The organism is Pseudomonas sp. GW821-FHT03A09 (assembly GCF_059421065.1).
This window is the reverse complement of record NZ_JBWKUX010000005.1, coordinates 459,331-483,251: the sequence shown is the minus strand read 5'-3', so window position 1 is coordinate 483,251 and position 23,921 is coordinate 459,331. Positions and strand designations below refer to the sequence as shown.

The following is a 23,921-nucleotide window of genomic DNA, read 5'->3' as shown; positions in this document are numbered from 1 at the left end:
GATTCAAGCGTCGGCACGGCACTTCTCATATTGAAATGCGAGAAGCCAACGACCCCAACAGAACCTGGTGTGTTGACTACAAAGGGCAATTCAAGATGCTCAACGCGCAGCTGTGCTTCCCACTGACCGTGACAGACCATGCATTCCGTTTGATTCTGGCTTGCAGGGCCCATCCTAAAATCAAGACCCAGCCTGTAAAGCAAACCTTTGAGCGGCTTTTTCAGGAGTACGGCATGCCGGAAGTCATTCGCTCTGACAACGGTGTCCCCTTCGCTTCTCCTGGTCTGGCAAGAATGTCCACGCTGGCCGTTTGGTGGATCCGTTTAGGTATTTATCCCGAGCGAACCATGCCAGGAAGGCCCGCCCAGAATGGTCGCCACGAACGAATGCACCGCAGCCTGAAACTTGAGCTACCGCTAGGGAGTAATTTGGTTGAGCAGCAGCTTTTGCTGGAGCATTTCAAGCATGAGTTCAATTACGTACGCCCTCATGAAGCGCTTGGTATGAAACGTCCGGGAGATGTGTATGTGCCGTCTACCCGACTTTACCCAGGATGCTTACCCGATGTGGAGTATCCGGCAGAAATGCGGGTTCGAAGCGTCAGGCAGGATGGATCGATCAAATGGAACGGCAAGTTGGTATTTGTCAGCGAGGCCCTATCCGGGGAAAGGATAGGGCTCAAAGAAGCTGAGGATGATGTCTGGGATTTGTACCTGTGTGATTATCCCTTGGGGAGGCTTGGACGAGGTATGACCCGCGTCCAAGCCTCAAATGTGTAAACGATGTCCCCGGTTTCAGATGTAAACGATGTCTACGGTTCTACACCCCGATTGCGGAGTATCAGCTAATGAATACTTAGCTGAATGACCGCTATCGGGGGCAAGCCCCCTCCCACATTTGGATCTGTGTTGTTCAGGCAGGGGACCGCTGGTCAAATAACTCCGTGCCCTGGCGGTCCATCCCCCCTAAAATGCCCGGCATTCCCAGCCCGAGGCGTTTTTGTTCATGTCCGTCACCGCTCAACCTGCCCGCCCTGCGCCGGATCATCACGCCCAGTTCATTGAACTGCTGAGCACAAGCCTGGCGCAGCATGCATTCATCAAGCTGGTGCTGGCCAAGTACGTGGGTGAAGAAGCCGAGTTGCAGCGGCTGATCATCAAGCCGGTAACGGTCAAGGAACAGCCGTGCCTGTCCTTCGTCTACCGCTACAAGACCCGCGACATCACCAAGAACTTGCCCCTGGCCGATGGCGTGGCGGCGATTGCCGAGTTGCTGCCGGCCTCGTTCAAGAACGCACACTTGCTGTCGCTGACCGACGAAGCCCAGCTGGAATACAGCAAGAAGAACAAAAGCTCGCTGTTCAAGAGCAAGCCGCAGCAGCTGCGCGAAGCGCCATCGGCCGAGCACAACCGCGAGAAAAATCGCTTCCTCGACCTGAGCCGGCCGTTCCTGGCTGACCTGGGCGTGACCGACGCCAAGCAGGCGCTGATCCCATCGATGTCGCGCAAGTGGAAGCAGATCAACAAGTTCATCGAAGTGTTCAGCCATGCGTTGACCTCGTCACCGTTGAAGCTGGATCGGCCGGTGCGCGTCGCCGATTTCGGCTCGGGCAAGGGCTACCTGACCTTCGCTATCCACGATTACCTGCGCAACACCCTCAAGGCCGAGGGTGAAGTGACCGGCGTCGAGCTGCGTGAGGACATGGTCACCCTGTGCAACAGTGCCGCCGCTCGCCTGGAACACCCGGGGCTGGTGTTCAAATGCGGGGATGTACGCAGCGTGGCGCCCAGCGAGCTGGACGTGATGATCGCCCTGCATGCCTGCGATATCGCTACCGACTACGCGATTCACACCGGTATCCGCTCCGGTGCCTCGATCATCATGTGCTCGCCGTGCTGCCACAAGCAGATCCGCCTGCAGATCCAGAGCCCGGTGCTATTGAAGCCGATGCTGCAATACGGCCTGCACCTTGGCCAGCAGGCAGAAATGGTTACCGACAGCTTGCGTGCACTGTTCCTTGAAGCCTGTGGCTACGAGACCAAAGTGTTCGAGTTCATCTCGTTGGAACACACCAACAAGAACAAGATGATCCTCGCGGTCAAGCGCGCCGAGCCGTTGGATAACGTGCAATTGCTGGAGAAAATCCAGGAACTGAAGGCGTTCTACCACATCACCGAGCACTGCCTGGAAACCCTGCTGCGTGCGGATGGTTACCTGAACTGACACCGGGTAAATGTGGGAGGGAGCAAGCCCCCTCCCACATTTTAAGCAGCGCTCGGCTTTGAAACGGGGGCTGGGTGTACAGCGGTCTTGCGCCCGAGCATCACCGTGACGATCACGCCACAGGCAAACAGCCAGGTAACCGGCTCGATCTGTTCACCGAAGAACATGGCCGAAAACGCGATGGTGAAGAAGATCTGCAACAGCTGAATCTGGCTGACCCGGGCTATACCGCCCATGGCCAGCCCGGCGTACCAGGCGAAGAACCCGAGGAACTGCGAGAACAGCGACACATAACCGAACGCCCACCAGGTGCGCATGGAAATCGCGCCTTGATGTTGCGCCGCCAGGTACCACACCGGGCCGATCAATACGGGTGTCGACAGCACCAGCGCCCAGCAGATCACCTGCCAGCCACCCATCTCCTTGGCCAAGCGGCCACCTTCGGCATAACCCAAGCCGCCTACGGCAATCGCGCCGAGCATCAACAGATCGCCCGCCTGAATACTGCCGGCGCCGGTGATCAATGCGTAACTCAGTACCAATGCGCTGCCCAGCGCCGCACAGGCCCAGAAGGCTTTCGATGGCCGCTCATGGGACAACCACGCCGCGTACAGTGCGACGCACAGCGGTTGCAGACCATTGACCAGTGCGCCATGGGACGCCGGCAAGGTTTGCATGGCCCAGGCCGACAGCACCGGGAAACCCAGGATCACGCCGGCAATGACCAGGCATAAACCGCGTACCTGACGCCAGGTCGGCCAGCGCTCACGACGCCACAGCAACAGTGCCGCCGCCGGGATCGCCGCAAACAAGGCGCGGCCCAGGCCATTGAGTAGCGGGTGGATTTCCTGCACCACGATACGGGTGAAGGGCAGGGTCAGGCTGAAGATGATGACGCCCAACAGGCCGAGGGCCATGCCGGTATTTTCGCGCGAGCTCATGGGAGGATCCGAAATGAAGAGGGCTTCCAGGGAGGCTCATATAGCCACAACCCTCGTCGATCATGGGCCTACAGCTGCGTGTGGATTTATCCGTACAGTTTCGCCAGACACTGAAGATCAAATGTGGGAGCTGGCTTGCCTGCGATACAGGCACCTCGGTTCGTTAGTGAAACCGAGGTGATCCCATCGCAGGCAAGCCAGCTCCCACCCTGACCCGTGCGAGCCTTAGAAAAATCGTGTGATGCTGATCTTCGCATCGCGGCCTTTGGTGTAGGCGCGGTCGCCGCTCAAGGCCGGGCGGAAGTTGCTGTTGAACAGGTTGTCCACGGTGAAGTTCACCTCGGTGCCTTTGAGGTAAGCCTGTTGCGGTTTCCATTTGGCAAACAGGCCCTGGGTGTTGTAGCGCTTGTTACCGTACTGGTCGTAGAACAAATCGCCGAGACCGCTGCCAGGGCCGCCAGCGTATTTGTCGCTGGGCAGGCGATCGGTCGCGCCGATGAACTGGCCCATCCAACCCACCTGGGCATCCCAGGCCGGAATGTTGGTGCCCAATACCAATACCCATTTGGTCGGTGGAATATCACGTGCCGGCACGTCCGGGCCCCACGGGTTGGTGTACGCGCCTTCGTGGTCACCCTTGGCATAGGCGAACGACACCGAGCCGAACAGGTAGGTGGAGTTGTAGAACGATTCCAGCTCAAAGCCCTTGATGGTCAGGCCGCCGATGTTGCGATAGTTGGACATCGCGCCCGGTGGGCAGGCGCTGGAAATGCTACCGCCGTTGATGGCTTGGTTCTGGCAACCCACGCCCGTGGCCTTGAAGATTTCGTCTTCGACCTTGTTGTGGAACAGCGTGGTACGCAGTTGCAGGTTGTCGTCCTGGGTGATGATGTTGTCGAAGCTGGTCACGCTGCCCACGCTGATCGAGGTGATGCGCTCCGGGTCGAGGTCGACGCTGGTGGCCGTGCGGCTGCCCAGGCCTTGGACTTCATACTGCTCGTCGATGACTGGCGCGCGCCAGGTCTTGCTCCAGTTGGCGAACAGTCCCAAGTGTGGGTTGACGTTCCAAAACAGCGCCAGGCGTGGCGACCAGCCGGTGTAGGTGCGATCGCTGTAGTCGTGTCCGTAGGACGGGTCCGGGTTGTTGTAGTACGGCGCATCGTTGCCTTCGCCACGGTTGCGCACATGGTCGTAGCGCAGCGAAGGGGTGATGGTCAGGTCGCCGACGGTGACTGCATCTTGCACAAAGAAACTGTTGGTATCGACCTTGCCATGGGGCATGAAGCCCGGTTGGAAATGTCCGTAGTTGTAGCGTGCGGTGTTGTAGGTGGCGCCGGGCATCCACATCTCGGTTTCGCGAATGTGCTTGCGGATCTGCCCACCCACTGTCAGCGCGTGTTTCAACGGCCCGGTGTCGAACAGGCTGATGTTGCGCACGTCGAGGTTCTTGTCGGTGTAGGACGTGTCCATCTTGCGTCCGCCGGTGGCCAGCTGGAAAAACGCGGTGGCGTCGCGCTCATCGGTCTGGTCGGTGTTGGACTGGGAGTACTTGATGGTCAGGTCTACCAGCGGGTTGTCCTGCGGCGTGTATTCATACTTGCCCGACCAGGTGGTGTCGGTAGTGTCACGGTGGGCTAAGAAACGTTTCAGTGCGTTTTCGTAGCCGTAGCGGTCGATGTTGAACTGGGACGGTGGCGTCGGGTAGCTGGCGGCGGAGAAGGGTGTCCAACGATTGCTGTGGGAGCGCGAGTAGGACAACCCTACGCTGTGCTCGTCGGTGAAGTGCGCGTTGACCTTGAACAACTTGCCGTCCACGTCCTGGGCCGAGTTGGGCAGGCGCTGGGGGTTGATCGGGTACTGGTTGTTCTCGTTGGGCAGTTTGGCGGCCACTTTCATGTCGCCGCCGTCACGTTGGGTGAGGTAGGCCAGGGCGTCGAAACGACCGTCGTCGGTGCGGCCATATACGGCGCTGCTGTAGACCTGTTCGTGGTCGTTGCTGGAGTAACCGTATTTGAGCATGGCGCCGCTGTTGCGGCCATCCTGGAGCAGGTCGGGGGCATCCTTGGTGGTCATGTTGACCGTACCGCCAAAACCGCCGTTGCCGGTGAACGGCGAGTTGGGACCTTTCTCCACCTCGATGCTTTTGATCAGCTCGGGCTCGATAAATACCGTGCCTTGCTGGTAACGCTCGAAGCCACTCTTGGTGGCACCGTCGACGGTCATCGGCACGTCTTCGGCATCGCCGAAACCACGGATGTTGATGGTTTGGCCCCCGGGTTTGAGCGAGCCGCCCTGGCTGACGCCGGGCAACGTCTGCAACAGGCTGGGGATGTTGTTGGACTGGTAGCGGTCGATATCGGCCTGGGTCAGGGTGGAGCGGTTGACGGTGCTAGAGTCGACTTCGTTACCGGTGCCGATCACGCTGAGGGCGTCCAGTTGGATCGCACCACTGTTTGTGGTCTTGCCTTCATCGGGACGCACCACGTAGGTAGTACCGACCTTGATCAGGGTGAACTCGCCGTTTTTCAGCAGGCTGCGAATCGCCACTTCCGGAGTGAAATCGCCGCTGAGCGCCGGTGCCTGCACATTCTTGAGCAGCGCTTCATCGAACAACAGCTGGATTTTCGCCTGCTGCGCCACTTGGCTCAGGGACGTTGCCAGCGGTTGGGCGGGCAGTTGCAGCTTGAACGACTCGGCCTGGGCACTGAGGCTGAACGCCAGGCAGGTGGCAATAAGGGTCGGTCGAAGAAACAGGTGCGAAGCGTGGCAAGGCGCGCGAAACATGAAATCCCCCGGTGCGGCTAAATAGCCAAAAAGGTGTGCTTATCAAACACAGTCGGGAGGAAGACGGGACAGGCAAAAAAATCCACACATGCAAATGCAAAATATTCTCAAGTGTGAATTCTGCGGCCCTACTTACGCGGTTCGATTCTGACGATGCCATCGGCCGAGGCCACGGTTTTTACCGGCAGCAGGGCAGGCAAAGCATTGAGCAGGGCGTCCGGGTCATTCACATCCAGATTGCCCGAAACCTTCAACTGCGCCACGGCACGACTGACCTGCAACGGGGCCTGAGGGCGGTAGAGGCTCAGTTCATCGATCAGGCTGGCCAACTCGCGATTGCGAAAGGACAGGTGCCCGCTGCGCCAGTCGGCCACCTCTTCAGCGGTGAGGGTTTGCTGCTGCACGGAGCCTTTGGCGTAGCTGTAGATGGCGCGTTGCTGGGCGCCGAGCAGGGCCACCGGGCTTTTTGCATCCGGCTCGAAGGCCACTTGGCCATGGGCGACGCTGACCACCAGTTGCTGCTGGCTGCGGCGTATGTCAAAACCGGTGCCGACCACCCGTACATTTGCCTCGCCGGCTTGCACGTACAGCGGCCGTTCTTTATCGGCGGCGACTTCGATGTACAGCTGACCTTTTTCCAAGTGCAGGATGCGCTGGCGGGCCGTGAAATCCACGCGCAGGCGTGTGTTGGCATTCACATACAAGGTGCTGCCGTCGGGTAGGTGCAGGGTGCGCATGCCTTTGGCGTGGGCGGCGATTTGGCTGTGGTAAAGCTCGCGGGGCGCGCCGATATGACTGGTCATCAAGGCGCAGACCAAGGCAGCGGCCACGGCCAGGGCAGGGCGCCACGCTGAGGGTTTGCGTTTGGGCAGTGGAACGGGCTTGTTGTGTTGCTGCAATTGGGCGAGGTCGGCCCACAATTGCTCGAACTCGGCATAGGCGCGGGCGTGGGCCGGCTCCGCTTGCCAGGCGGCAAAGGCCTTGCGGTCGGCTCGCCCCGACTCGCTGCGGTTGCGCGCAAACCAACTGGCGGCTTGGGCATCGATCGAGTCGCTCGTTTCGATGTCCAGGGCGTCGTTGTCGCTCAGGCGGTTCATTCTGGCTGCTCCGTGCCGGGTGCGTGTTGAAGGCGTCGCTTGCAATGCAGCAGGGCAAAAGCGATGTGCTTTTCCACCATGCTGGTCGAAATGCCCATGCGCTCGGCGATCTGCGCCTGGCTCAAGCCTTCGAAGCGGTGCAGCATAAGGGCTTCTCGCCTGCGGGGCGAGAGTTCGGCGAGGACTTCTTTCAACTGTTCCAGGCGTTGCAGGCGAAGTGCGGCGGCCATGGGGTCGTTTTGCTCGTCGGTGACCGGCTCGGCGTCCATGTCGCTCGGTCCTGCGTGGGCGGTGTGCCGTACCTTCTGTTTGCGCCAGTGATCACGCAGCAGATTGCGCGCCATCTGGAACAGAAACGCCCGTGGCTGCTCGACCTTGGCGCGGTCGCGGTAGTCCAGCCATTGGGTGAAGACATCCTGGGTCATGTCCGCGGCGTCGCTGGCGTTGTCCGTGCGTTTGCGCAGGAAATGCAGGATATCTGCATAAAACCCGCGAAAGACATCGGCCGACAACGGGTCGGGCTTGGGACGAGACATGGATACCCTTCTTGACGAAGCACGACTTAGAAAAGTCGCGAATGATATCGAGAACTATTGTCATTTGTCTCTATTTAAGAAATCTACTCGACCAAAATGTGGGAGCTAACGCCTGTGGGAGCCGGGCTTGCCCGCGATGGCATCGTCTCGGTTCAACTGAAAGACCGAGGTGTTGCTATCGCAGGCAAGCCAGCTCCCACAGGGACTACGGCATTAACGCAGGAGTGTTTTCAGCTGTTCGATGCCGGCGTCACTTAATGGGAACACCGGCAACCGCGGATCACCCACTTCCAACCCGGTCAAACGCAACCCGGCCTTGATCGTCGCCGGCAACCCACCTTTGAGGATGAATTCCAGCAGCGGCAACTGGCGATAGAACAGCTCCCGCGCCAGGGACAGGTCATTGGCCAATACCGCGTTATACAAATCCAGGTTCAGCTGTGGGATCAAGTTGGGCGCTGCCGTGCACCAGCCCTTGGCTCCTGCGGCGAAGGCCTCCAGGGCCAGCGGGTTGCAGCCGTTGTAGAACGGCACGTCGCTGTGGCGGCGTAACTGGTGCATGCGCTGAATATCGCCGGTGCTTTCCTTGACCATGGTCACGTTGGCCACCTGCTTGACGATACGCAGGATCAAGTCCACCGACATGTCCGTGCCGCTGGTGGCCGGGTTGTTATAGAGCATGATCGGCACGCCGACGCTGTCGCCGATCGCGGCGTAGTGGGCGAGGATCTCCGCCTCGCTGAGTTTCCAATACGAGGCCGGCAGCACCATCACCACATCGGCGCCATTGGCCTCGGCGTAACGGGCGCGGCGTACGGCTTTGGCGGTGGTCAGGTCGGACACGCTGACGACGGTCGGCACACGCCTGGCAATTTTTGCCAGGCTGTAGGCGCTGACTTCGTCCCACTCGGCATCGCTCAAGTAGGCGCCTTCGCCGGTGCTGCCCAAGGGGGCGATGGCGTGCACGCCGCTGTCGATCAAACGGTCGATGGAACGGCCCAGAGCGTCGAGGTCAATGCGTTGGCCGTCGGCGCTGAACGGGGTGATGGTGTAGCCGATGATGCCGTGGATAGTTGGGGTGGACATGGGAAAGTCTCCGCTCGAAAAAAGGGCAATCAGTTCAGGCAATCGGCGTGTTGACGCAGGTTCTGCCGGGCGTAGTAGTTGAAGGCGGCGCCATGGCGCTTGGGCTTGGAGATCCAGTCATGGGCCTCGCGACCAAGCTCCGGCAGGATCGGTTTGATCGTGCCGGCCGACATCGCCAGCAACTGCAACTTGGCCGCCCGCTCGATCAACTGTGCGATCACGCAGGCTTCCTCGATGCTCGCCCCGGTAGAGAGTTGGCCGTGGTGCGAGAGCAGAATCGCGCGTTTGTCGCCCAGCGCCGAGGTGATGATTTCCCCTTCTTCATTGCCCACCGGCACGCCCGGCCAGGCTTCCAGAAACGCGCAGTCTTCGTACAGCGGGCACAGGTCCATATGGGACACCTGCAACGGCACCTCCAGCATCGACAGCGCGGCGATGTGCGTCGGGTGAGTGTGGATGATGCAGTTCACATCCGGCCGTCCACGGTACACCCACGTGTGAAAACGGTTGGCCGGATTGGGGATGCCATGACCTTCCAACACTTCAAGGTCTTCGTTGACCAGCAGCAAATTGCTGGCCGTGATCTCATCAAAGCCCAGGCCCAGTTGTTGAGTGTAATAGGTGCCGGGCGTGGGGCCGCGTGCGGTGATCTGCCCGGCCAGCCCGGAGTCGTGACCGTGCTCGAATAGGATGCGGCAAGTGAGCGCCAGCTTTTGCCGGTCGGTCCACGTATTATCCGCCAGGGTGTTTTGCATCTGGATCAGCGCTTGCTTGACCAGTTGGTCTTTGGGGAGTGCTAATGTCTTGGCCATATCGGGTGCCCTCGGTGGCTGCAAATGACACTAACGATGCTATATGACACTTTGTGTCATTGGCAAGCATAGCTCATCGCTTTCTGCATGGATTAACCGCAGCACATGTCTATCCGTTTGAAATTATTGAGAAAAAAACTTGGCGTAACCCTTGAGGCCCTGGCTGAAAAATCCGGGATGACCAAGAGTTACCTGTCCAAGGTCGAGCGTGGGCTGAATACACCGTCCATCGCGGCCGCGCTGAAACTGGCCAAGGCGTTGAACGTGAAGGTCGAAGAGTTGTTCAGCGAAGACAACGTGAGCCTCGACAGCTACAGCCTGGTGCGCAGCCACGAGCGACCAGACACTTCGCCGGGATATGCGGTGCTGGCCCATCAGGTCAGCGAGCGCAGTTTGCTGCCGTTCATCATCTACCCGCCGACGGAGTTCACCGACAAGACCTTCAAGGAGCACCTGGGGGAAGAGTTTCTGTTCGTGCATGAAGGTCAGGTGGAAGTGGACTTCATGAACGAGCGGGTGATTCTGGAACGGGGCGATGCGCTGCACTTCAATGCACAGAAGCCCCATCGGTTGCGCTCGGTAGGCGATGTGCAGGCGCAGTTGTTGGTCGTTGTTCACAGCACCGAAGAGTGACAACGACGGTGACTTGAAATGCACTCCACTGTGGGAGGGAGCAAGCCCCCTCCCACAGTGGATCGCCTTTGTTCTGGATATCAGCGTTCGACTGGGACGGACAGTGTTGGGTTGCCCAACGGGTGCGTACGCGCCGCGAAGAACTTCAGCGCCACTCCCGTGCCCTCGAACAACTCCGAATACCGGCGCTTCTGCTGGCGGATAAACCCGTCACTGCGGCCCGATACCGAGATCGCCAGCGTCGTGAGCTTCGCCTGGCGAATCGCATCCACCAGGTGTTTATCCTGCGGCCCCAGCTCATGCCCGAAGATGCACAGCGCCCCTTCATGGCTGAGCAACTGCTCATAGCAGAACGACAGATAGTCTGAACTGCGGATGGTCTTGAGCTTCTCTTCTACCTTTCCTTCGTTGACGAACAACGGCACGTCGTCGAGGGTCTTGATCGTGTTGTTGATCGCGAAACTGCTGAGCAAGGTGCTGTCGGTGGAGGCCAGCTTGCGCGCCGTGCCATCGAGGTTGCGCACCAGGTGCAGGCCACCGTGCAGATAGAGGATGCGCGTGGCGGCGGTGTGGGTGTTGCGCAGGTCGAAGCTGGCGTCGGCACTGCGGAACAGATCATCGATGCCCGGCGTGTGCAGGATCGCCCAATAGTTGAGCAGGTCGTAGTTGCTGGTGAATACGGTAGGGTAGCTGGCCAACTCTGTGTTGATCGTCGCCAGCGTCGATGGCTGCACCAGGCGCCATGGGATGTGCACGGCGTGGATGGTGTTGATCAGCGCTTCCTTGATCGCGTAATAGCGATTACGCGGCGCCGCCGAGCTGACGGCCAGGGCCTTGTTGACCCGGCTGGTGGTTTTCAGCGCGCCCAGGGTCTGCTCGAAACTGCGGGTTTGCAGGGCATCGAACACGCTGAGTTCGGATTGGCTCAAGGGTTTTTCTTCGACCGTACGGGCGTTTTCGAACAGCGAGTCGTAGGCGAAGTCTTCCCAGATCGTGCGGCTGGCGCCGTTACCGATCAGAATCGCGCTGAAGTCGATGGCGCTGCGCAACGCGCTCCAGTCTTCGAGGTGGGCGTCAATATCCTGGAAATCCTTCATTGCGGCGGGTCTACTCAAAATCGGCGGGTGCGTGACTTTATCACGAGCCGGCGTTGATCCTGATCAAGATGCCGCAGGCCACTGAGGTTGATTCTGTAGGCATAACGCCTCTGAGGATTCGCCATGAGCAGTACTTTCTTCATTCCCGCCGTCAACATCATGGGCATCGACTGTCTCGACGAAGCCATGACTGCCATCCGCAACTACGGCTTTCGCAAGGCGCTGATCGTCACCGACGCCGGCCTGGCCAAGGCGGGCGTCGCGAGCATGATCGCCGAGAAACTGGCGATGCAGGACATCGACTCGGTGATCTACGACGGCGCCAAGCCCAACCCCAATGTGGAAAACGTCGAGAAAGGCCTGGCGCTGCTGGAGGCCAATGCCTGCGATTTCGTGGTGTCCCTGGGCGGCGGTTCGCCCCATGACTGTGCCAAGGGCATCGCCCTGTGCGCCACCAACGGCGGGCATATCGGTGATTACGAAGGCGTCGACCAATCGAGCAAGCCGCAACTGCCGCTGGTGGCCATCAACACCACCGCCGGCACCGCCAGCGAGATGACCCGCTTCTGCATCATCACCGACGAAACCCGCCACGTGAAAATGGCCATCGTCGACCGTAATGTCACGCCGCTGCTGTCGGTCAACGATCCGGCGCTGATGGTTGGCATGCCCAAGGGACTCACCGCCGCCACCGGCATGGACGCCTTGACTCACGCCATCGAAGCCTACGTATCCACCGCCGCCAACCCGATCACCGATGCCTGTGCGATCAAGGCCATCGAGTTGATCAGCGCCAACCTGCGTCTGGCCGTCGGTGACGGCAGCGACAAGGCCGCACGGGAAAACATGGCCTATGCCCAGTTCCTCGCCGGCATGGCCTTCAACAACGCATCCCTGGGATTCGTGCATGCCATGGCGCACCAACTGGGCGGCTTGTATGACCTGCCTCACGGCGTGTGCAATGCGGTGTTGTTGCCCCATGTGCAGAGCTTTAATGCGAGTGTCAGTGCCAAACGCTTGAGTGACGTGGCACGCGCCTTGGGCGCCGACATCAAAGGCAACTCGCCGGAAGAGGGCGCCCAGGCGGCAATCGCAGCCATCCGCACCCTGGCTCAGGACGTGGAAATCCCGGCAGGCCTGCGCGAGTTGGGCGCCAAGTTGCAGGACATTCCGCTGCTGGCCGCCAATGCATTGAAAGACGCCTGCGGGCTGACCAACCCACGACGGGCCGATCAGCGTCAGATTGAGGAGATTTTCCGCAGCGCGTTCTGATCCCTTCGGCACCGGACGGCGCACGCCAATGCGCCGCCTGCCAACGCCACGCACAACAGCGCCATCGGCCACGCCTGCTGACTCACCAGCAGGCTAGCCGCACCGCCGATCAATGCGGCCATCAGTTGATGCATAAAACCACTCAACGCCATGGCATAGGAACCGCTGACCGGTGACTCATCATTGGCTAGGGACAGGCTGATGGGGTAACTCATCGACTGCCCGAAAACCGCCAGGCAATACGGCAGCCACAACAATACGGCCAATGTCGTGGCAAACACACTGCCGAACAGCATCACCGCCGTGCCCAGCACTACCAAGGCCACGCCCCAGCCCATCATCGTCAGCCTTCCTGTGTGCGCAACGAAGCGGTTGACCATCAATGCGCCTGCCAGATAGGCCGCGCTGATCGGCCAACCCAGCCAGCCATACTGCGCCGGGCTCCACTCGAAATGGCCCTGCAGAATCAGTGGGGCGCAGGTATTGAACGCGATGATCACGCCATAACCCAACCCACCGGCCAGCGCTGCGTACAGAAAAGGTGGATGACGCACAATCGTGCTGTAGATGCGCCAGGCCGAGGCTGACGAATCGGTTTTTAATACAGTAGGAAACTCAACCCGCAATAACACGATTATCAAGGCGGAGGCGCCGATTGCCAGCCCGTAGAAAATTGCTTGCCAACCAAACGCCACCTGCAACAGGGAACCCGCAAACTGCCCGATGCCCAAGGCGACGACGAAGGTCATCCCCAGCCACGACAACCCCTTGGCCAATAAGGCTCCGCTGAAACTGTCCCGTACCAACACCCGTGCCATCACGGACACTCCGCCCGCACCCAGGCCTTGGACCAGGCGTAACGCCAGAAACGATTCGATATTGAATGCCGAAGGTATCGCCGCACTTGCCAGCCCATACACCACCAACGCGGCGAGTAGTACTGGCTTTCTGCCGAAGCGTTCCCCCAGGCTGCCCCACAGCAGCATGGGCAATGCCATGCCAATCAGATATACCGCCAGGGCCAGCGCCACCTGATCTTCAGACGCAGGCAGGGACTGGGCGATGGCGGGGACGGCGGGCAGGTAGCTGCTGATGCCGACTTGACCGAGGAATGCGGCACAGCACGCGAGAGCGAGAGTGGTGGTATTTTTCACGGGCGGACTTATCCTTTTTCAGCGGTAAGCTACAAGCTGATAGTGTGTTTGTCTCTAACGTGCGGCTTAGCGTTTGTAACCAAGGAAGCAACCCATGAGAGTTCTGCTATTCGGCGCCACCGGCATGGTCGGCCAAGGCGTGCTGCGCGAGTGTCTGCTGGCGCCTGACGTTCAGGAAGTTGTCGCCGTGGGTCGTACGCCGTTGACTCAGGAACACGACAAGCTGCACCAGGTGTTGCACAGCGATATGTTGGATTTCCAACCGCTGGAAAACCTGTTGCAAGGCTTTGATGCGTGTTTCTTTTGCCTCGGCGTCTCGTCGGCAGGGATGAATGAAACCAAGTACACCCATCTCACGTATGACCTGACGCTGGTCGCCGCGAGCACGCTGGCGCGGCTCAACCCGCAGATGACGTTTATCTATGTCTCCGGTGCCGGTACGGACAGCTCCGAGGCGGGCAAGTCGATGTGGGCGCGGGTCAAGGGGAAGACTGAAAATGCCTTGCTGCGTTTGCCGTTCAAGGCGGTGTACCTGTTCCGGCCGGGGGTGATCCAGCCATTGTATGGCGTGCGTTCGAAAACGCCGCTGTATCAATCCTTCTACACCATGCTTGGCCCTTTGCTGTCGTTCTTTCGCCGGGTCAAACCCAGCTGGGTGGTGAGTACCGAAACGGTCGGCCAGGCGATGCTCGCAGCGGTGCGTCATGGCGCGCCACATGCCGTGGTGGAGCAGGCCGACATTAACCGCCTGGCCACTGAGCGTCACTGATGTTGCACAAGAGCCTGGTTCGTCGCCTGGACTTGATCACCCTGCAATTGTTCGTCGCGGTGTTTGAAGAGGGGACGTTGACCCGCGCTGCCGCCCGGGAAGCCATTGCTGTGTCGGCGGCCAGCAAGCGCTTGATGGAATTGGAGCAGGTGCTGGGCGTGAGCCTGTTCGTGCGTCGGGCCAAGGGCATGGACCTGACGGCTGCGGGTGAGACGTTGCTGCACCATGCGCGGCAAATGTTGTTCAACGTGGAAAAAATGGGTTTGGAACTGGGAGAGCACAGCCACGGTGTGCGGGGTTATGTGCGGATGCTGGCCAACCTGTCGGCGATCATTCAGTTCCTTCCTGAAGATCTGCGGGACTTTTCCGAGTTGCATCCAGAAGTCAAAACCGACCTTGAAGAACGCCCTAGCAACGGGGTGGTGCAGGGCGTGCTGGATGGCGTGGCGGACCTGGGCATCTGCTCCAGCGATACCGACACCAAGGGCCTGCCCAGCGTGACCTATCGTCTCGACAAGCTGGTGGTGCTGATGCCGGCGGATCATCCGTTGGCAGCCCGTGAAACCCTGGCCTTCGCCGAAACCCTGGGCAGCGATTACGTTGGCCTGCATTCCGCCAGCTCGATCAATATGCGCACCCACGCCGCTGCAAGGGAGGCGGGCAAGATGCTGCGCCTGCGGATTCATGTGCCGGGGTTTGATGCGATGTGCCGGATGGTCCAGGCGAACATGGGCATCGGCATCCTGCCACTGAAGGCGTACGAATTATTCGGGCGCGCACTGGGTTTGCATGCGGTGCCATTGACCGATGCCTGGTCGGATCGCAGCTTGATTCTGGTGGTGCGGGATGAAGCGCAGTTGTCGCCGGTGAGTCGTTTGTTGTTCGAGTATCTGCGAGGCAGTTCCTACAGATAATTCCCGTTTCGTTCGCGTTTTGCGAACGCTCCTTGCCAACTGACGGTTGGATTTCCCCTGAGTCTGTCCTCTAGCCTTGGCCGCACATTCCAAGAACAAGAGGTACACCCCATGACGGCTCCCCTGAGCGGTATCAAGGTGATCGAGATCGGCACCCTGATTGCCGCGCCGTTTGCCGCGCGGTTGATGGCCGAGTTTGGTGCCGAGGTGATCAAGATCGAAGCCATGGGGCAGGGCGACCCGCTTCGCAAATGGCGAAAGCTGCATGAAGGCACCTCGCTATGGTGGTACCTGCAATCGCGCAATAAGAAGTCGTTGGCGTTGGACCTCAAGTCCGTAGAAGGCTTGAGCCTGATCAAACAACTGCTCGGCGACGCCGATGTGCTCATCGAAAATCTGCGCCCCGGCGGCCTGGAAAAACTCGGCCTGGGTTGGGATGTATTGCACGCCCTCAACCCCAAGCTGACCCTGGTGCGCATCTCCGGCTATGGCCAGACCGGCCCGTACCGCGACCGCCCGGGTTTCGGCGCCATCGGCGAGGCCATGGGCGGCATCCGCTACACCACCGGCAACCCGGACTCGCCACCGGCACGGGTGGGCGTGAGCCTGGGGGATTCCCTGGCATCGTTGCACGGCGTGATCGGCGCGCTGATGTCGCTGTTGCGGGTCAAGACCGGACAGGGTGATGGCCAGATCGTCGATGTGTCCCTGGCCGAAAGTGTGTTCAACCTGATGGAAAGCCTGGTGCCCGAATACGACATGCTTGGCCATGTGCGTGAACGCAGCGGTGGCGCCTTGCCCGGCATCGCACCGTCCAACACTTACCTCACGGCTGACGGTGCCTATGTGGTGATTGCCGGCAACAGCGACCCGATCTACAAGCGGCTGATGACCACCATTGGCCGCGCTGATCTGGCCGACGCGCCGGAGTTTGCCCACAACGATGGCCGCGCGGCGAAAAGCGGCTTGCTGGATGCCGCGATCACCCACTGGACCAGCAGCCTGCCGATCGAGCAGGTGCTCAGTGCCCTGGAAGCCGCCGAAGTGCCGGCCGGGCGCATCTACTCGGTGGCCGATATCATCAGCGACCCGCATTACCAGGCGCGCGACATGCTGCTCAATGCCGAATTGCCTGGCGGTGTGTCGGTGAAGATGCCCGGCATCGTGCCCAAGCTTTCCGAAACCCCCGGTGCGGTGAACTGGCAAGGTCCGACCCTGGGCCAACATACAGACGACATCCTCGGCAACCTGGGCCTGACGATTGCCGATATCCAACGTCTGAAAACCTCGGGAGTGGTGCAATGATCACTGACTATTCAGATCGACTGATCGTGCAGGAAGTGTCCCCGCGCGACGGCCTGCAAATCGAGCCGACCTGGGTGGAAACGGCCGACAAAATCGCACTGATCGACCAGCTTTCCCTGGCCGGCTTTTCACGGATCGAAGCCGGTTCATTCGTGTCGCCCAAAGCCATTCCTGCGTTGCGCGATGGTGAGCAGGTGTTCCAAGGCATTGCACGCAGAGCCGGAGTTATCTACGTCGCGCTGATCCCCAATCTCAAGGGCGCCCAGCGCGCCATCGAGTCCCGTGCTGACGAATTGAACCTGGTGATGTCCGCCAGCCAGACCCACAACCTGGCGAACATGCGCATGCGGTGTGAGGCGTCGTTGGCCGCGTTTGCCGATATTGTGAGTTTCGCTGCCGACCACCCGATACGCCTCAACGGCAGCATCGCCACTACTTTTGGCTGCCCATTCGAAGGCAAGATCGATGAAGACCGCGTACTGGAAATGGTCGACGCTTATCAAGCACTCGGCATCCAGGGCATCAGCCTCGCCGACACCACGGGCATGGCCAACCCGCGCCAAGTAGAACGCCTGGTCAAACGTGTCTTGAAGCAAGTCCCCGCCAGCGACCTGACGCTGCATTTCCACAACACCCGTGGCCTGGGTTTGTGCAATGTGCTGGCGGCCTACGAGGCCGGTGCCCGGCGTTTTGACGCCGCCCTGGGTGGTCTCGGCGGCTGTCCATTTGCTCCGGGAGCGTCGGGCAATATCTGCACCGAAGACCTGGTCAATCTGTGTGAAGAGGTCGGCATTCGTACCGGCATCGACCTACCACATCTGTTGGATATGTCACGCCGCCTGCCGTCGCTGCTCGGCCATGAATTGCCTGGCCAGGTGGCCAAGGCTGGGCGTAATTGCGACCTGCACCCACCACCGGCTTACATCACCACGCTGTAACGCCGCACCAGACAACAAAAACAATCGGACGCCTGTGAGCCGTCCGCTGGAGAGAAACCATGAGCACCCAAACGCTGGAGGCTGGCGCGCGCCTGGCCGCTGAAATCGATGCCGAAAAGGAACTGGTCAGCAAGGTCGCCTGGCGCCTGATGCCGCTGATCATGGTGTGTTACCTGTTCGCGTTTTTTGATCGTATCAACATCAGCTTCGCCAAATTCCAGTTGCAAGCCGACCTGAGCCTGAGCGACACCGCCTATGGCCTGGGAGCCGGGTTGTTCGTGGTGGGTTATGTGATCTTCGAAGTGCCGAGCAACATGATGCTGTACAAGGTCGGTGCCCGTCGCTGGATTGCGCGGATCATGATGTCATGGGGTTTGGCGACGGCGGCGATGGTGTTCGTCACTGCCGAGTGGCAGTTCTATGTGCTGCGATTTTTGATCGGCGCGATGGAAGCAGGGTTCGCGCCTGGCGTGCTGTATTACCTGACGTTGTGGTTCCTGCAGCACTTCCGTGGCCGTATCACGTCGATGCTGTTCCTGGCGTCGGCCTTCGCTGGGTTGGTCGGCGCGCCGTTCTCTGGCCTGGTGTTGGAGCACCTTGATGGCGTCCTGCAAATGCGTGGCTGGCACTGGCTGTTTTTGCTCGGCGGCTTGCCCTGCATCGGCCTGGGCTTCATGGTGCTGACGATGCTCAAGGACCGTATTGAAGACGCCCATTGGCTCACCCCGTCGGAGAAGACGCTGCTGGCCAGCCGCATTGCCAAGCATGAGCCGAACCCGCATGGTGGGTCATTGCTGTCGGCGATCCGTATTCCAGGGTTCTTGATGCTCGGCTTCATCTACTTCTTGATCCAGGTAGCTTCCTACGGTCTCAACTTCTGGGCACCGCAGTTGATCCGCAGCGCCGGCACCCAGAGCCCGGTGATGATCGGCCTGCTCACGGCGATTCCTTATGTATGCGGTGCGATCAGTATGGTGGTGATCGGGCGATTGTCGGACGCCACTGGCGAGCGCCGCAAGTTCGTCTGTGGCTTGGTCGTGCTGGGGGCGGTTGGTTTTTTCAGCGCCGGGATCTTCGCCGATCACACCACCTTTCTGATCGTCTCCCTGGGCATGTTGGGTGCGGGCATCATTGCCTCGATCCCGACCTTTTGGACCCTGCCGCCCAAGTTGCTGGCCGGAGCCGGTGCCGGTGCGGCCGGTGGAATTGCGGTGATCAACACCCTCGGCCAGTTCGGCGGGATTGTCAGCCCGGTGATGGTCGGACGGATCAAAGACCTCACCGGCAGCACCACCCCGGCGCTGTATGTGATCGGTGTATGCGCGCTGTTGGCCGCAGCGCTGTTGTTGTGGGGCTTGCCGCAAAAGCTGCGTACGCTGGACAAAAGCTGATCAGCTCGCGGCTGCCAGTGCGCGGGCCGGTGTGGCGCTGAACTGAATCAACGCCACCCCGCCAATCAACAACAGTGCTCCCAGCATGCGGGGCGTTGTCAGTGGGCGCTCCACCAGGCCGAACAGGCCGAAGTGATCGAGCAGCAGCGAGGCGAGAATCTGCCCGGCCATGGCCAGCGCGATAAACCCCGAGGCGCCCAACTTGGGCAGCAGCATCAAGGCCAGTGAAATAAAACACACACCAAACGCCCCACCGGCCCACACCCACAGCGGTGCCTTGCTGACAAATGCCAGGCTCGGCAGCGGCAGGCGCAGCGCCAAGATCACCGGCAGCAATACGATGATGCTCACCAGCAGCGACGCGAGGGTGGCCCACAGCGGGTGCCCGAGCCCGCGCCCCAGGTTGGCGTTGATCGCACTCTGAAACGGCACCACGGCGCCAGCGATTACCGCCAGTGCCAATAATCCTACCCAGTGCAACGTCGACATCTTCATTCTCCCAGAGGTTTTGCTGGACTCTAGGCTATTCGTCGCGCAAATTTAAATTCCAAGTTCTTATGTAGAGCATGCAGCTGATGAATGAGCTGAGGCGCATTGACCTCAACCTGCTGGTGGTCCTCGACGCTTTGCTCAGCGAGCAACACGTCACCCGTGCGGCTGAGCGTCTGCACCTGAGTCAACCGGCGGTCAGCCATGCGCTGGCGCGCTTGCGCGATGTGCTGAGTGACCCGTTGCTGGTGCGCCAGGGCGGCATCCTGGTGCCGACCGCTCGAGCCTTGGAGCTCGCGACGCCGTTGGCCGAAGTGTTGGCCCAGGTGCAGGCGCTGCTGGCGCCGAATCGGTTTGACCCTGCATCCGCCAAGCGCCGGTTTCGCGTTGCAATGTCGGACTACAGCGCGGCGATTTTCCTGCCGCAATTAGCGCGTGTCCTACGCCATGGCGCCCCTGGCATCGACCTGCAAATCATCCAGGCCAGCCGCGAAGGCATGGTGGATGGCGTGCTCAACGGTGACATCGACCTGGCTGCCGGCGTATTCCCTGATATGCCTGCTGAGCTGCGCACCACGCCTTTGTTCGAGGAGCATTACACCTGCCTGGTGGACCGTAACAGCCTGTCGGAAGGTGGCGCGTTGGACCTGCCAACCTACCTGTCGCGTCCCCATGTGCTACTGGAAATGCGCGGCAGCGGCACGCCGGAAATCGAGCGGGCGTTGACGGCGATTCGCCAACGTCGGCACGTGGCAATCAGCCTGCCGCATTGGGGGGTGGCACCGCAGTTGATCCAGGGCACGGATTTGATTCTGACGGTCTCGTCCCGAGGCGTGCTGAACATCGATCATCAGCATTTGCTGACCGTACCGCCGCCGTTCCATATTCCCTCGTTTGCTTTTGAGCTGGCGTGGCATGCGCGACGAGGTGGGGATTCGGGATTGCAGTGGTTAGTTGGGCAGGTGCAGGATGTATTGTCCGAAGGACATCGATAACAGGAAAAACAAAAATGCTCTCAGGCCTCAACCACCTGACCCTTGCCGTTACCGACCTGAACCGCAGCGTCAGTTTCTACCATGAGCTGTTGCAGCTTCGACTCGACGCCACCTGGGATAATGGTGCCTACCTCTCGCTGCCCGGCTTATGGGTGTGTTTGTCGCTAGACCCGTCGCGTCTCTCGGTGCCGACGGCTGAATACACTCACTACGCGTTTACCGTGCCCGTTCATGACTTCAGTGAGGTCGTGACGCGCCTGCGGGCTGCGGGGGTGCAAGAGTGGCGCGATAACCGCAGCGAAGGTGCTTCGTTTTACTTTCTCGACCCCGACGGCCATAAGCTCGAAGCCCACGTTGGCGACTTGGCGTCTCGTCTGCAAGCCTGTCGCGCCAAGCCTTATGCAGGAATGAAGTTTTACCCGTAGCACCAGAACGTGCAGAATCCGTCCACTCTCAACCGTCTGTCAGAGTCGCGTCCATGACCCCATCCTTGCTGCTCGCCGTCGTCGCTTCGGGTTTTATCTACGGTATTACGCCTGGCCCGGGCGTCCTGGCCGTGTTCGGCATTGGTGCCGCCCGTGGCCGCCGTGCCGGGGCGGGATTTTTGTGCGGGCATTTGCTTGGGGATGTGGTGTGGTGCAGCACCGCGCTGATCGCCATCGTGGGCGCGCGGGAAGTCGGTAGCAGTGCATTCGATGTGTTGGGCGTGCTCAGCGGCCTGTATCTGTTCTGGCTCGGCTGGCGTGCCATTCGTACCCAGCGTCGCAGCAGCGATGCGCCTCAAGGTGCCGCACGGCATCCGTTCTGGCACGGTATTCTGTTCGGTTTGACCAACCCCAAGGCGTACCCGGTGGCGGTTGCAACCTTTACTGCGTTGTTGTCCAGCCGTGCTGAATTGCTCACGTGGTCGATGCTGCCGGCATTGATTGTCCTGAGCTTCCTCGGCGGCCTGCTGGCCTACGCGATCCTGATTGGGGTGGTCGGCGCCCAGCGCGTGCGCACGGTGTATCAGCGTCATGAAGTGCTGATCACCAAGCTCTGCGGCGTGATGTTTATCGGCTTTGCCATCAATGCCCTGGCGCATGCGTTGCCGGGGCTGTTTGGCAGCAAACCGGCCTGAGGTGACGAAGACCGTTCGTCGCGCTGGTCAGTTTTTTCTAAACCTTTACCGCCATGAAAATTCGAATTGAGGGTGGGGACTTATTGCCCCGCCCTTATTTTTGCCCTGGAGGACCCCATCATGAGCCGCATGGCTATCCGGTTACGCACCGCCAGTTTCGCGATGCTGCTGGGCCTCGGCGCCAGCAATGCTTTCGCCCAGTCGCCTGCTGAATTCATCGAGCAGGCTTCGGCCAAAGGGATGGCCGATATCGAAACCAGTCGCATGGCCCACGCCAAGACCTCGTCACAGGAAATCAAGGATTACACCATCGAAGTGATCAACGAACGCACCCTGGCCAACCAGCACCTGGCAGCGATTGCCAAGAAGCTCGACTTGCCAGTGGCACCGCGGGAGAAGATCGTCGATAAAGCCGAAACCCTGATGCCGGAACTCAAGGACGGCGACTCCTTTGACGCCGCCTACACCGCGCAGCAGGTCAAGGAAAACGAAGACGCCATTGCGCTGTTCAAGCAGGAAGGCGCGGTGTCGGATGTACCGGAAATAAAAGCCCTGGTAGATGAGACTCTGCCCAAGTTGGAGGAGCGTCTGCAGAAAGCCCGGGCCCTGGCGTCAACCTACGGTAAAGGTCATCAAGGCGACGGTTGAGTCCGTCACTGGCAATGAAGAACGGCGGTTGGATCATCTCCAACCGCCGTTTTTTGTGCCTGGGCCGTCCAGGCCTCTCAGAACGCAAGCTCTGCCTGGCCTGCTCCTTCGAGTGCGAGCAGATATTGCTTGGCTTCCAGCCCTCCAGCGAAACCGGTCAGCCCGCCAGAGGCACCAATGACCCGATGACATGGCGCGATGATCGAAATCGGATTACGCCCATTGGCGGCACCCACCGCGCGTACGGCCTTTGGATTGCCGATCTGCCGGGCGATCTGGCTGTAGCTGCGGGTTTCACCAAAGGGAATGGTCAGCAGTGCCTGCCAGACCTGCTTCTGAAAGTCGGTGCCATCGAAGTCCAGCTCCAGTTCGAAGTGGTTGCGGGTGCCGGCGAAGTACTCCTTCAACTGGCGTTCGGCTTCCTGCAGCACCGGGCTGTCGTTCACTTCGTACAGCTCGCCTAGGCGTACGCGGTTGGCGCGCTCTTTTTCCCACAGGATGGCGCTGAGTTTGCCATTGCGTGCTACCAGGGTGAGCTGGCCGACGGGAGAGGGCATGAGCTTGTATTCGTAAGACATGATCGGGCTCCTGAGGAGGAAAGGTACGAGGCTACTGTAAGTTCATTTGCCCGAGTGGAAACTACGATTCTTGCGGTCGAATTTTTCGGTTGTCTAGAAATTCCAGTAAATCCAATTGGAGTAGTACGGGTACCAGTAGAGCCAGGAAAGTCTATAGAGCCCCATGAGTGCGGAGACTTCACCTATCGCAAATGTAGAAATCACATTGAGCAACGTGACGATTAGAGCGAACAAGGTCACTCGTTGGCTGGCGTGGTACCTGGCAAAACGTACGCCATAAGCCGACGCGACAAGTGTGCCTAGCACTAGAAACAATCCAAACGGAAACGGCAGCCTCACAAATGAAACCAATAGTGGCAATACCACCACCCAGCCCACCACTTGGCGCAGTATGGGTTTGGGGGTGGGTTGTCCAGGTTCAAGCATTGCGCGGGTCCTTCTTTCTGAGCTGACGAGCAGGCATCATCATAGGGTTGGTCCGTCACGTCATTCAGATATTTCTGAGCGGCGGTCAACGTTCCTGTTGCAACACCTTGAGTGCCGCCGACGCAAGAAATCCTGAGCGGCTTTTTTCTTCAGGGTGGTGCAGTACGTATTCATCGATACGGTTCAGCAGATACCCCGGCAACGTGATATTGAGCTTCTGTGCCTTGCCCAGGTACTTGGTGACGTCAATGTCCACCACCGCCCAGGTGCAGCCGGCATACTGTGGGTTGGCGGCGTGCACGGTGACTTTCTGCGCGTTGGGGATCGGCGCGCCGTCTTCCGCGAGGATCTCGAAGTGCCCTTCGATAGCTTCGCGGGCCATGGTCATGGCGTCGTCCAGGTCGTCACCCGCCGAGTAGCAGCCAGGAATATCTGGAACCTCCACGCCCCAGGCGTGATCGTCGTCGCCGGTTGAAATTGCGATGGGGTAAAGCATGTCTGTAATCCTCCAGGGACGTTAACTCAGCAGAGCTTGTTTCAAGATGCTCTTGGCGGTCTTGTCCAACAGGTCTTTTTTGGGGTGAGGAATCGTCACCAGCCCTGGTTTCACAGGGTGCTTGAAGTGGTGATGGCTGCCTCTGATGCGCACTAGATACCAGCCGTCCGCAACGATGTGACCTATCAAATATCGGCTATCCACATCACCTCCTTGT

26 protein-coding genes are annotated in these 23,921 nt (G+C 59.9%); 13 read left to right on the top strand and 13 right to left on the bottom strand.

Going from position 1 to position 23,921, the window contains the following annotated elements:
• Both AC07V4_RS12595 and AC07V4_RS12590 read left to right on the top strand, forming a co-directional pair.
• Window positions 1–779 (top strand): transposase (locus AC07V4_RS12595; RefSeq protein WP_492636059.1); only part of this gene is annotated, 779 nt, incomplete at its 5' end.
• A 226-nt stretch (window positions 780–1,005) separates the two neighbouring features.
• Complete coding sequence (locus AC07V4_RS12590; RefSeq protein ID WP_492636060.1) at window positions 1,006–2,223, top strand: class I SAM-dependent methyltransferase; 1,218 nt, start codon at window positions 1,006–1,008, stop codon at window positions 2,221–2,223.
• Window positions 2,224–2,264: 41 nt separating this feature from the next.
• On the opposite strand, the gene AC07V4_RS12585 is transcribed toward AC07V4_RS12590, so the two are convergent.
• The 6 genes from AC07V4_RS12585 to AC07V4_RS12560 form a co-directional block, all read right to left on the bottom strand.
• Window positions 2,265–3,164 (bottom strand): DMT family transporter, encoded by a 900-nt coding sequence (locus AC07V4_RS12585; protein ID WP_492636061.1) that lies wholly within the window; start codon window positions 3,162–3,164, stop codon window positions 2,265–2,267.
• Between the two features lie 225 nt (window positions 3,165–3,389).
• Window positions 3,390–5,948, bottom strand: coding sequence for a TonB-dependent receptor (locus AC07V4_RS12580; RefSeq protein ID WP_492636062.1), 2,559 nt, complete (start codon window positions 5,946–5,948; stop codon window positions 3,390–3,392).
• A 128-nt stretch (window positions 5,949–6,076) separates the two neighbouring features.
• Window positions 6,077–7,045, bottom strand: coding sequence for a FecR family protein (locus tag AC07V4_RS12575; RefSeq protein WP_492636063.1), 969 nt, complete (start codon window positions 7,043–7,045; stop codon window positions 6,077–6,079).
• Window positions 7,042–7,581 carry an RNA polymerase sigma factor gene (locus AC07V4_RS12570; protein WP_492636064.1) on the bottom strand — a complete coding sequence of 180 codons (540 nt, stop codon included), beginning with the start codon at window positions 7,579–7,581 and terminating at the stop codon, window positions 7,042–7,044. Before AC07V4_RS12570 ends, AC07V4_RS12575 begins: the two co-directional genes overlap by 4 nt.
• Before the next feature lie 213 nt (window positions 7,582–7,794).
• Window positions 7,795–8,667, bottom strand: a complete 873-nt coding sequence (locus AC07V4_RS12565) for a dihydrodipicolinate synthase family protein (RefSeq protein ID WP_492636065.1) — start codon at window positions 8,665–8,667, stop codon at window positions 7,795–7,797.
• A 29-nt stretch (window positions 8,668–8,696) separates the two neighbouring features.
• Entirely contained in the window at window positions 8,697–9,479 is a 783-nt protein-coding gene (locus AC07V4_RS12560) for an aldolase (protein ID WP_431752562.1), read from the bottom strand.
• A 105-nt stretch (window positions 9,480–9,584) separates the two neighbouring features.
• Here AC07V4_RS12560 and AC07V4_RS12555 point away from each other — a divergent pair, with 105 nt between their 5' ends.
• The gene (locus AC07V4_RS12555; protein WP_492636066.1) at window positions 9,585–10,112 is read left to right on the top strand and encodes a helix-turn-helix domain-containing protein; all 528 of its coding nucleotides are present in this window, start codon (window positions 9,585–9,587) and stop codon (window positions 10,110–10,112) included.
• 80 nt (window positions 10,113–10,192) lie between these two features.
• Here AC07V4_RS12555 and AC07V4_RS12550 read toward each other — a convergent pair whose 3' ends face one another.
• Entirely contained in the window at window positions 10,193–11,209 is a 1,017-nt protein-coding gene (locus AC07V4_RS12550) for a DUF4917 family protein (RefSeq protein ID WP_492636067.1), read from the bottom strand.
• A gap of 123 nt (window positions 11,210–11,332) precedes the next feature.
• On the opposite strand from AC07V4_RS12550, the gene yiaY reads away from it, so the two are divergent.
• Window positions 11,333–12,481 carry an L-threonine dehydrogenase gene (yiaY, locus tag AC07V4_RS12545; RefSeq protein WP_492636068.1) on the top strand — a complete coding sequence of 383 codons (1,149 nt, stop codon included), beginning with the start codon at window positions 11,333–11,335 and terminating at the stop codon, window positions 12,479–12,481.
• Here yiaY and AC07V4_RS12540 read toward each other — a convergent pair.
• Window positions 12,448–13,635: an MFS transporter gene (locus AC07V4_RS12540; protein ID WP_492636069.1), complete on the bottom strand. Its 1,188-nt coding sequence runs from the start codon at window positions 13,633–13,635 to the stop codon at window positions 12,448–12,450. The genes yiaY and AC07V4_RS12540 overlap by 34 nt on opposite strands.
• A 94-nt stretch (window positions 13,636–13,729) precedes the next feature.
• Between AC07V4_RS12540 and AC07V4_RS12535 the strand changes: the two genes are divergently transcribed.
• The 5 genes from AC07V4_RS12535 (at window position 13,730) to AC07V4_RS12515 (ending at window position 18,952) form a co-directional block, all read left to right on the top strand.
• Entirely contained in the window at window positions 13,730–14,404 is a 675-nt protein-coding gene (locus AC07V4_RS12535) for an NAD(P)H-binding protein (protein WP_492636070.1), read from the top strand.
• Window positions 14,404–15,318 (top strand): LysR family transcriptional regulator, encoded by a 915-nt coding sequence (locus tag AC07V4_RS12530; protein WP_492636071.1) that lies wholly within the window; start codon window positions 14,404–14,406, stop codon window positions 15,316–15,318. The genes AC07V4_RS12535 and AC07V4_RS12530 overlap by 1 nt, the downstream gene beginning before the upstream one ends.
• A 111-nt stretch (window positions 15,319–15,429) precedes the next feature.
• Complete coding sequence (locus AC07V4_RS12525; RefSeq protein ID WP_492636072.1) at window positions 15,430–16,623, top strand: CaiB/BaiF CoA transferase family protein; 1,194 nt, start codon at window positions 15,430–15,432, stop codon at window positions 16,621–16,623.
• On the top strand, window positions 16,620–17,561 hold the full coding sequence (locus AC07V4_RS12520) for a hydroxymethylglutaryl-CoA lyase (protein ID WP_492636073.1): 942 nt from the start codon (window positions 16,620–16,622) through the stop codon (window positions 17,559–17,561). Before AC07V4_RS12525 ends, AC07V4_RS12520 begins: the two co-directional genes overlap by 4 nt.
• Window positions 17,562–17,620: 59 nt before the next feature.
• Entirely contained in the window at window positions 17,621–18,952 is a 1,332-nt protein-coding gene (locus AC07V4_RS12515) for an MFS transporter (protein ID WP_492636074.1), read from the top strand.
• On the opposite strand, the gene AC07V4_RS12510 is transcribed toward AC07V4_RS12515, so the two are convergent.
• A complete protein-coding gene (locus tag AC07V4_RS12510) occupies window positions 18,953–19,441 on the bottom strand; it encodes a DMT family transporter (protein ID WP_492636075.1) in 489 nt (162 codons plus the stop codon). It lies immediately after the preceding gene.
• Window positions 19,442–19,518: 77 nt separating this feature from the next.
• Here AC07V4_RS12510 and AC07V4_RS12505 point away from each other — a divergent pair, with 77 nt between their 5' ends.
• From AC07V4_RS12505 to AC07V4_RS12490, 4 genes are all read left to right on the top strand, one after another.
• Window positions 19,519–20,436: a LysR family transcriptional regulator gene (locus tag AC07V4_RS12505; RefSeq protein WP_492636076.1), complete on the top strand. Its 918-nt coding sequence runs from the start codon at window positions 19,519–19,521 to the stop codon at window positions 20,434–20,436.
• A 14-nt stretch (window positions 20,437–20,450) separates the two neighbouring features.
• The gene (fos, locus tag AC07V4_RS12500) at window positions 20,451–20,861 is read left to right on the top strand and encodes a fosfomycin resistance glutathione transferase (RefSeq protein ID WP_492636077.1); all 411 of its coding nucleotides are present in this window, start codon (window positions 20,451–20,453) and stop codon (window positions 20,859–20,861) included.
• Between the two features lie 53 nt (window positions 20,862–20,914).
• A complete protein-coding gene (locus AC07V4_RS12495) occupies window positions 20,915–21,556 on the top strand; it encodes a LysE family translocator (RefSeq protein WP_431752548.1) in 642 nt (213 codons plus the stop codon).
• A gap of 120 nt (window positions 21,557–21,676) precedes the next feature.
• Entirely contained in the window at window positions 21,677–22,204 is a 528-nt protein-coding gene (locus AC07V4_RS12490; RefSeq protein WP_431752547.1) for a DUF4142 domain-containing protein, read from the top strand.
• Window positions 22,205–22,281: 77 nt separating this feature from the next.
• On the opposite strand, the gene AC07V4_RS12485 is transcribed toward AC07V4_RS12490, so the two are convergent.
• The 4 genes from AC07V4_RS12485 to AC07V4_RS12470 form a co-directional block, all read right to left on the bottom strand.
• Window positions 22,282–22,782: a methylated-DNA--[protein]-cysteine S-methyltransferase gene (locus AC07V4_RS12485; protein WP_492636078.1), complete on the bottom strand. Its 501-nt coding sequence runs from the start codon at window positions 22,780–22,782 to the stop codon at window positions 22,282–22,284.
• 93 nt (window positions 22,783–22,875) lie between these two features.
• The gene (locus tag AC07V4_RS12480; RefSeq protein ID WP_492636079.1) at window positions 22,876–23,208 is read right to left on the bottom strand and encodes a hypothetical protein; all 333 of its coding nucleotides are present in this window, start codon (window positions 23,206–23,208) and stop codon (window positions 22,876–22,878) included.
• Window positions 23,209–23,293: 85 nt separating this feature from the next.
• Window positions 23,294–23,704: a type II toxin-antitoxin system HicB family antitoxin gene (locus AC07V4_RS12475; protein ID WP_492636080.1), complete on the bottom strand. Its 411-nt coding sequence runs from the start codon at window positions 23,702–23,704 to the stop codon at window positions 23,294–23,296.
• A 21-nt stretch (window positions 23,705–23,725) separates the two neighbouring features.
• Window positions 23,726–23,908 (bottom strand): type II toxin-antitoxin system HicA family toxin, encoded by a 183-nt coding sequence (locus tag AC07V4_RS12470; RefSeq protein ID WP_492636081.1) that lies wholly within the window; start codon window positions 23,906–23,908, stop codon window positions 23,726–23,728.
• Window positions 23,909–23,921 lie beyond the last annotated feature (13 nt).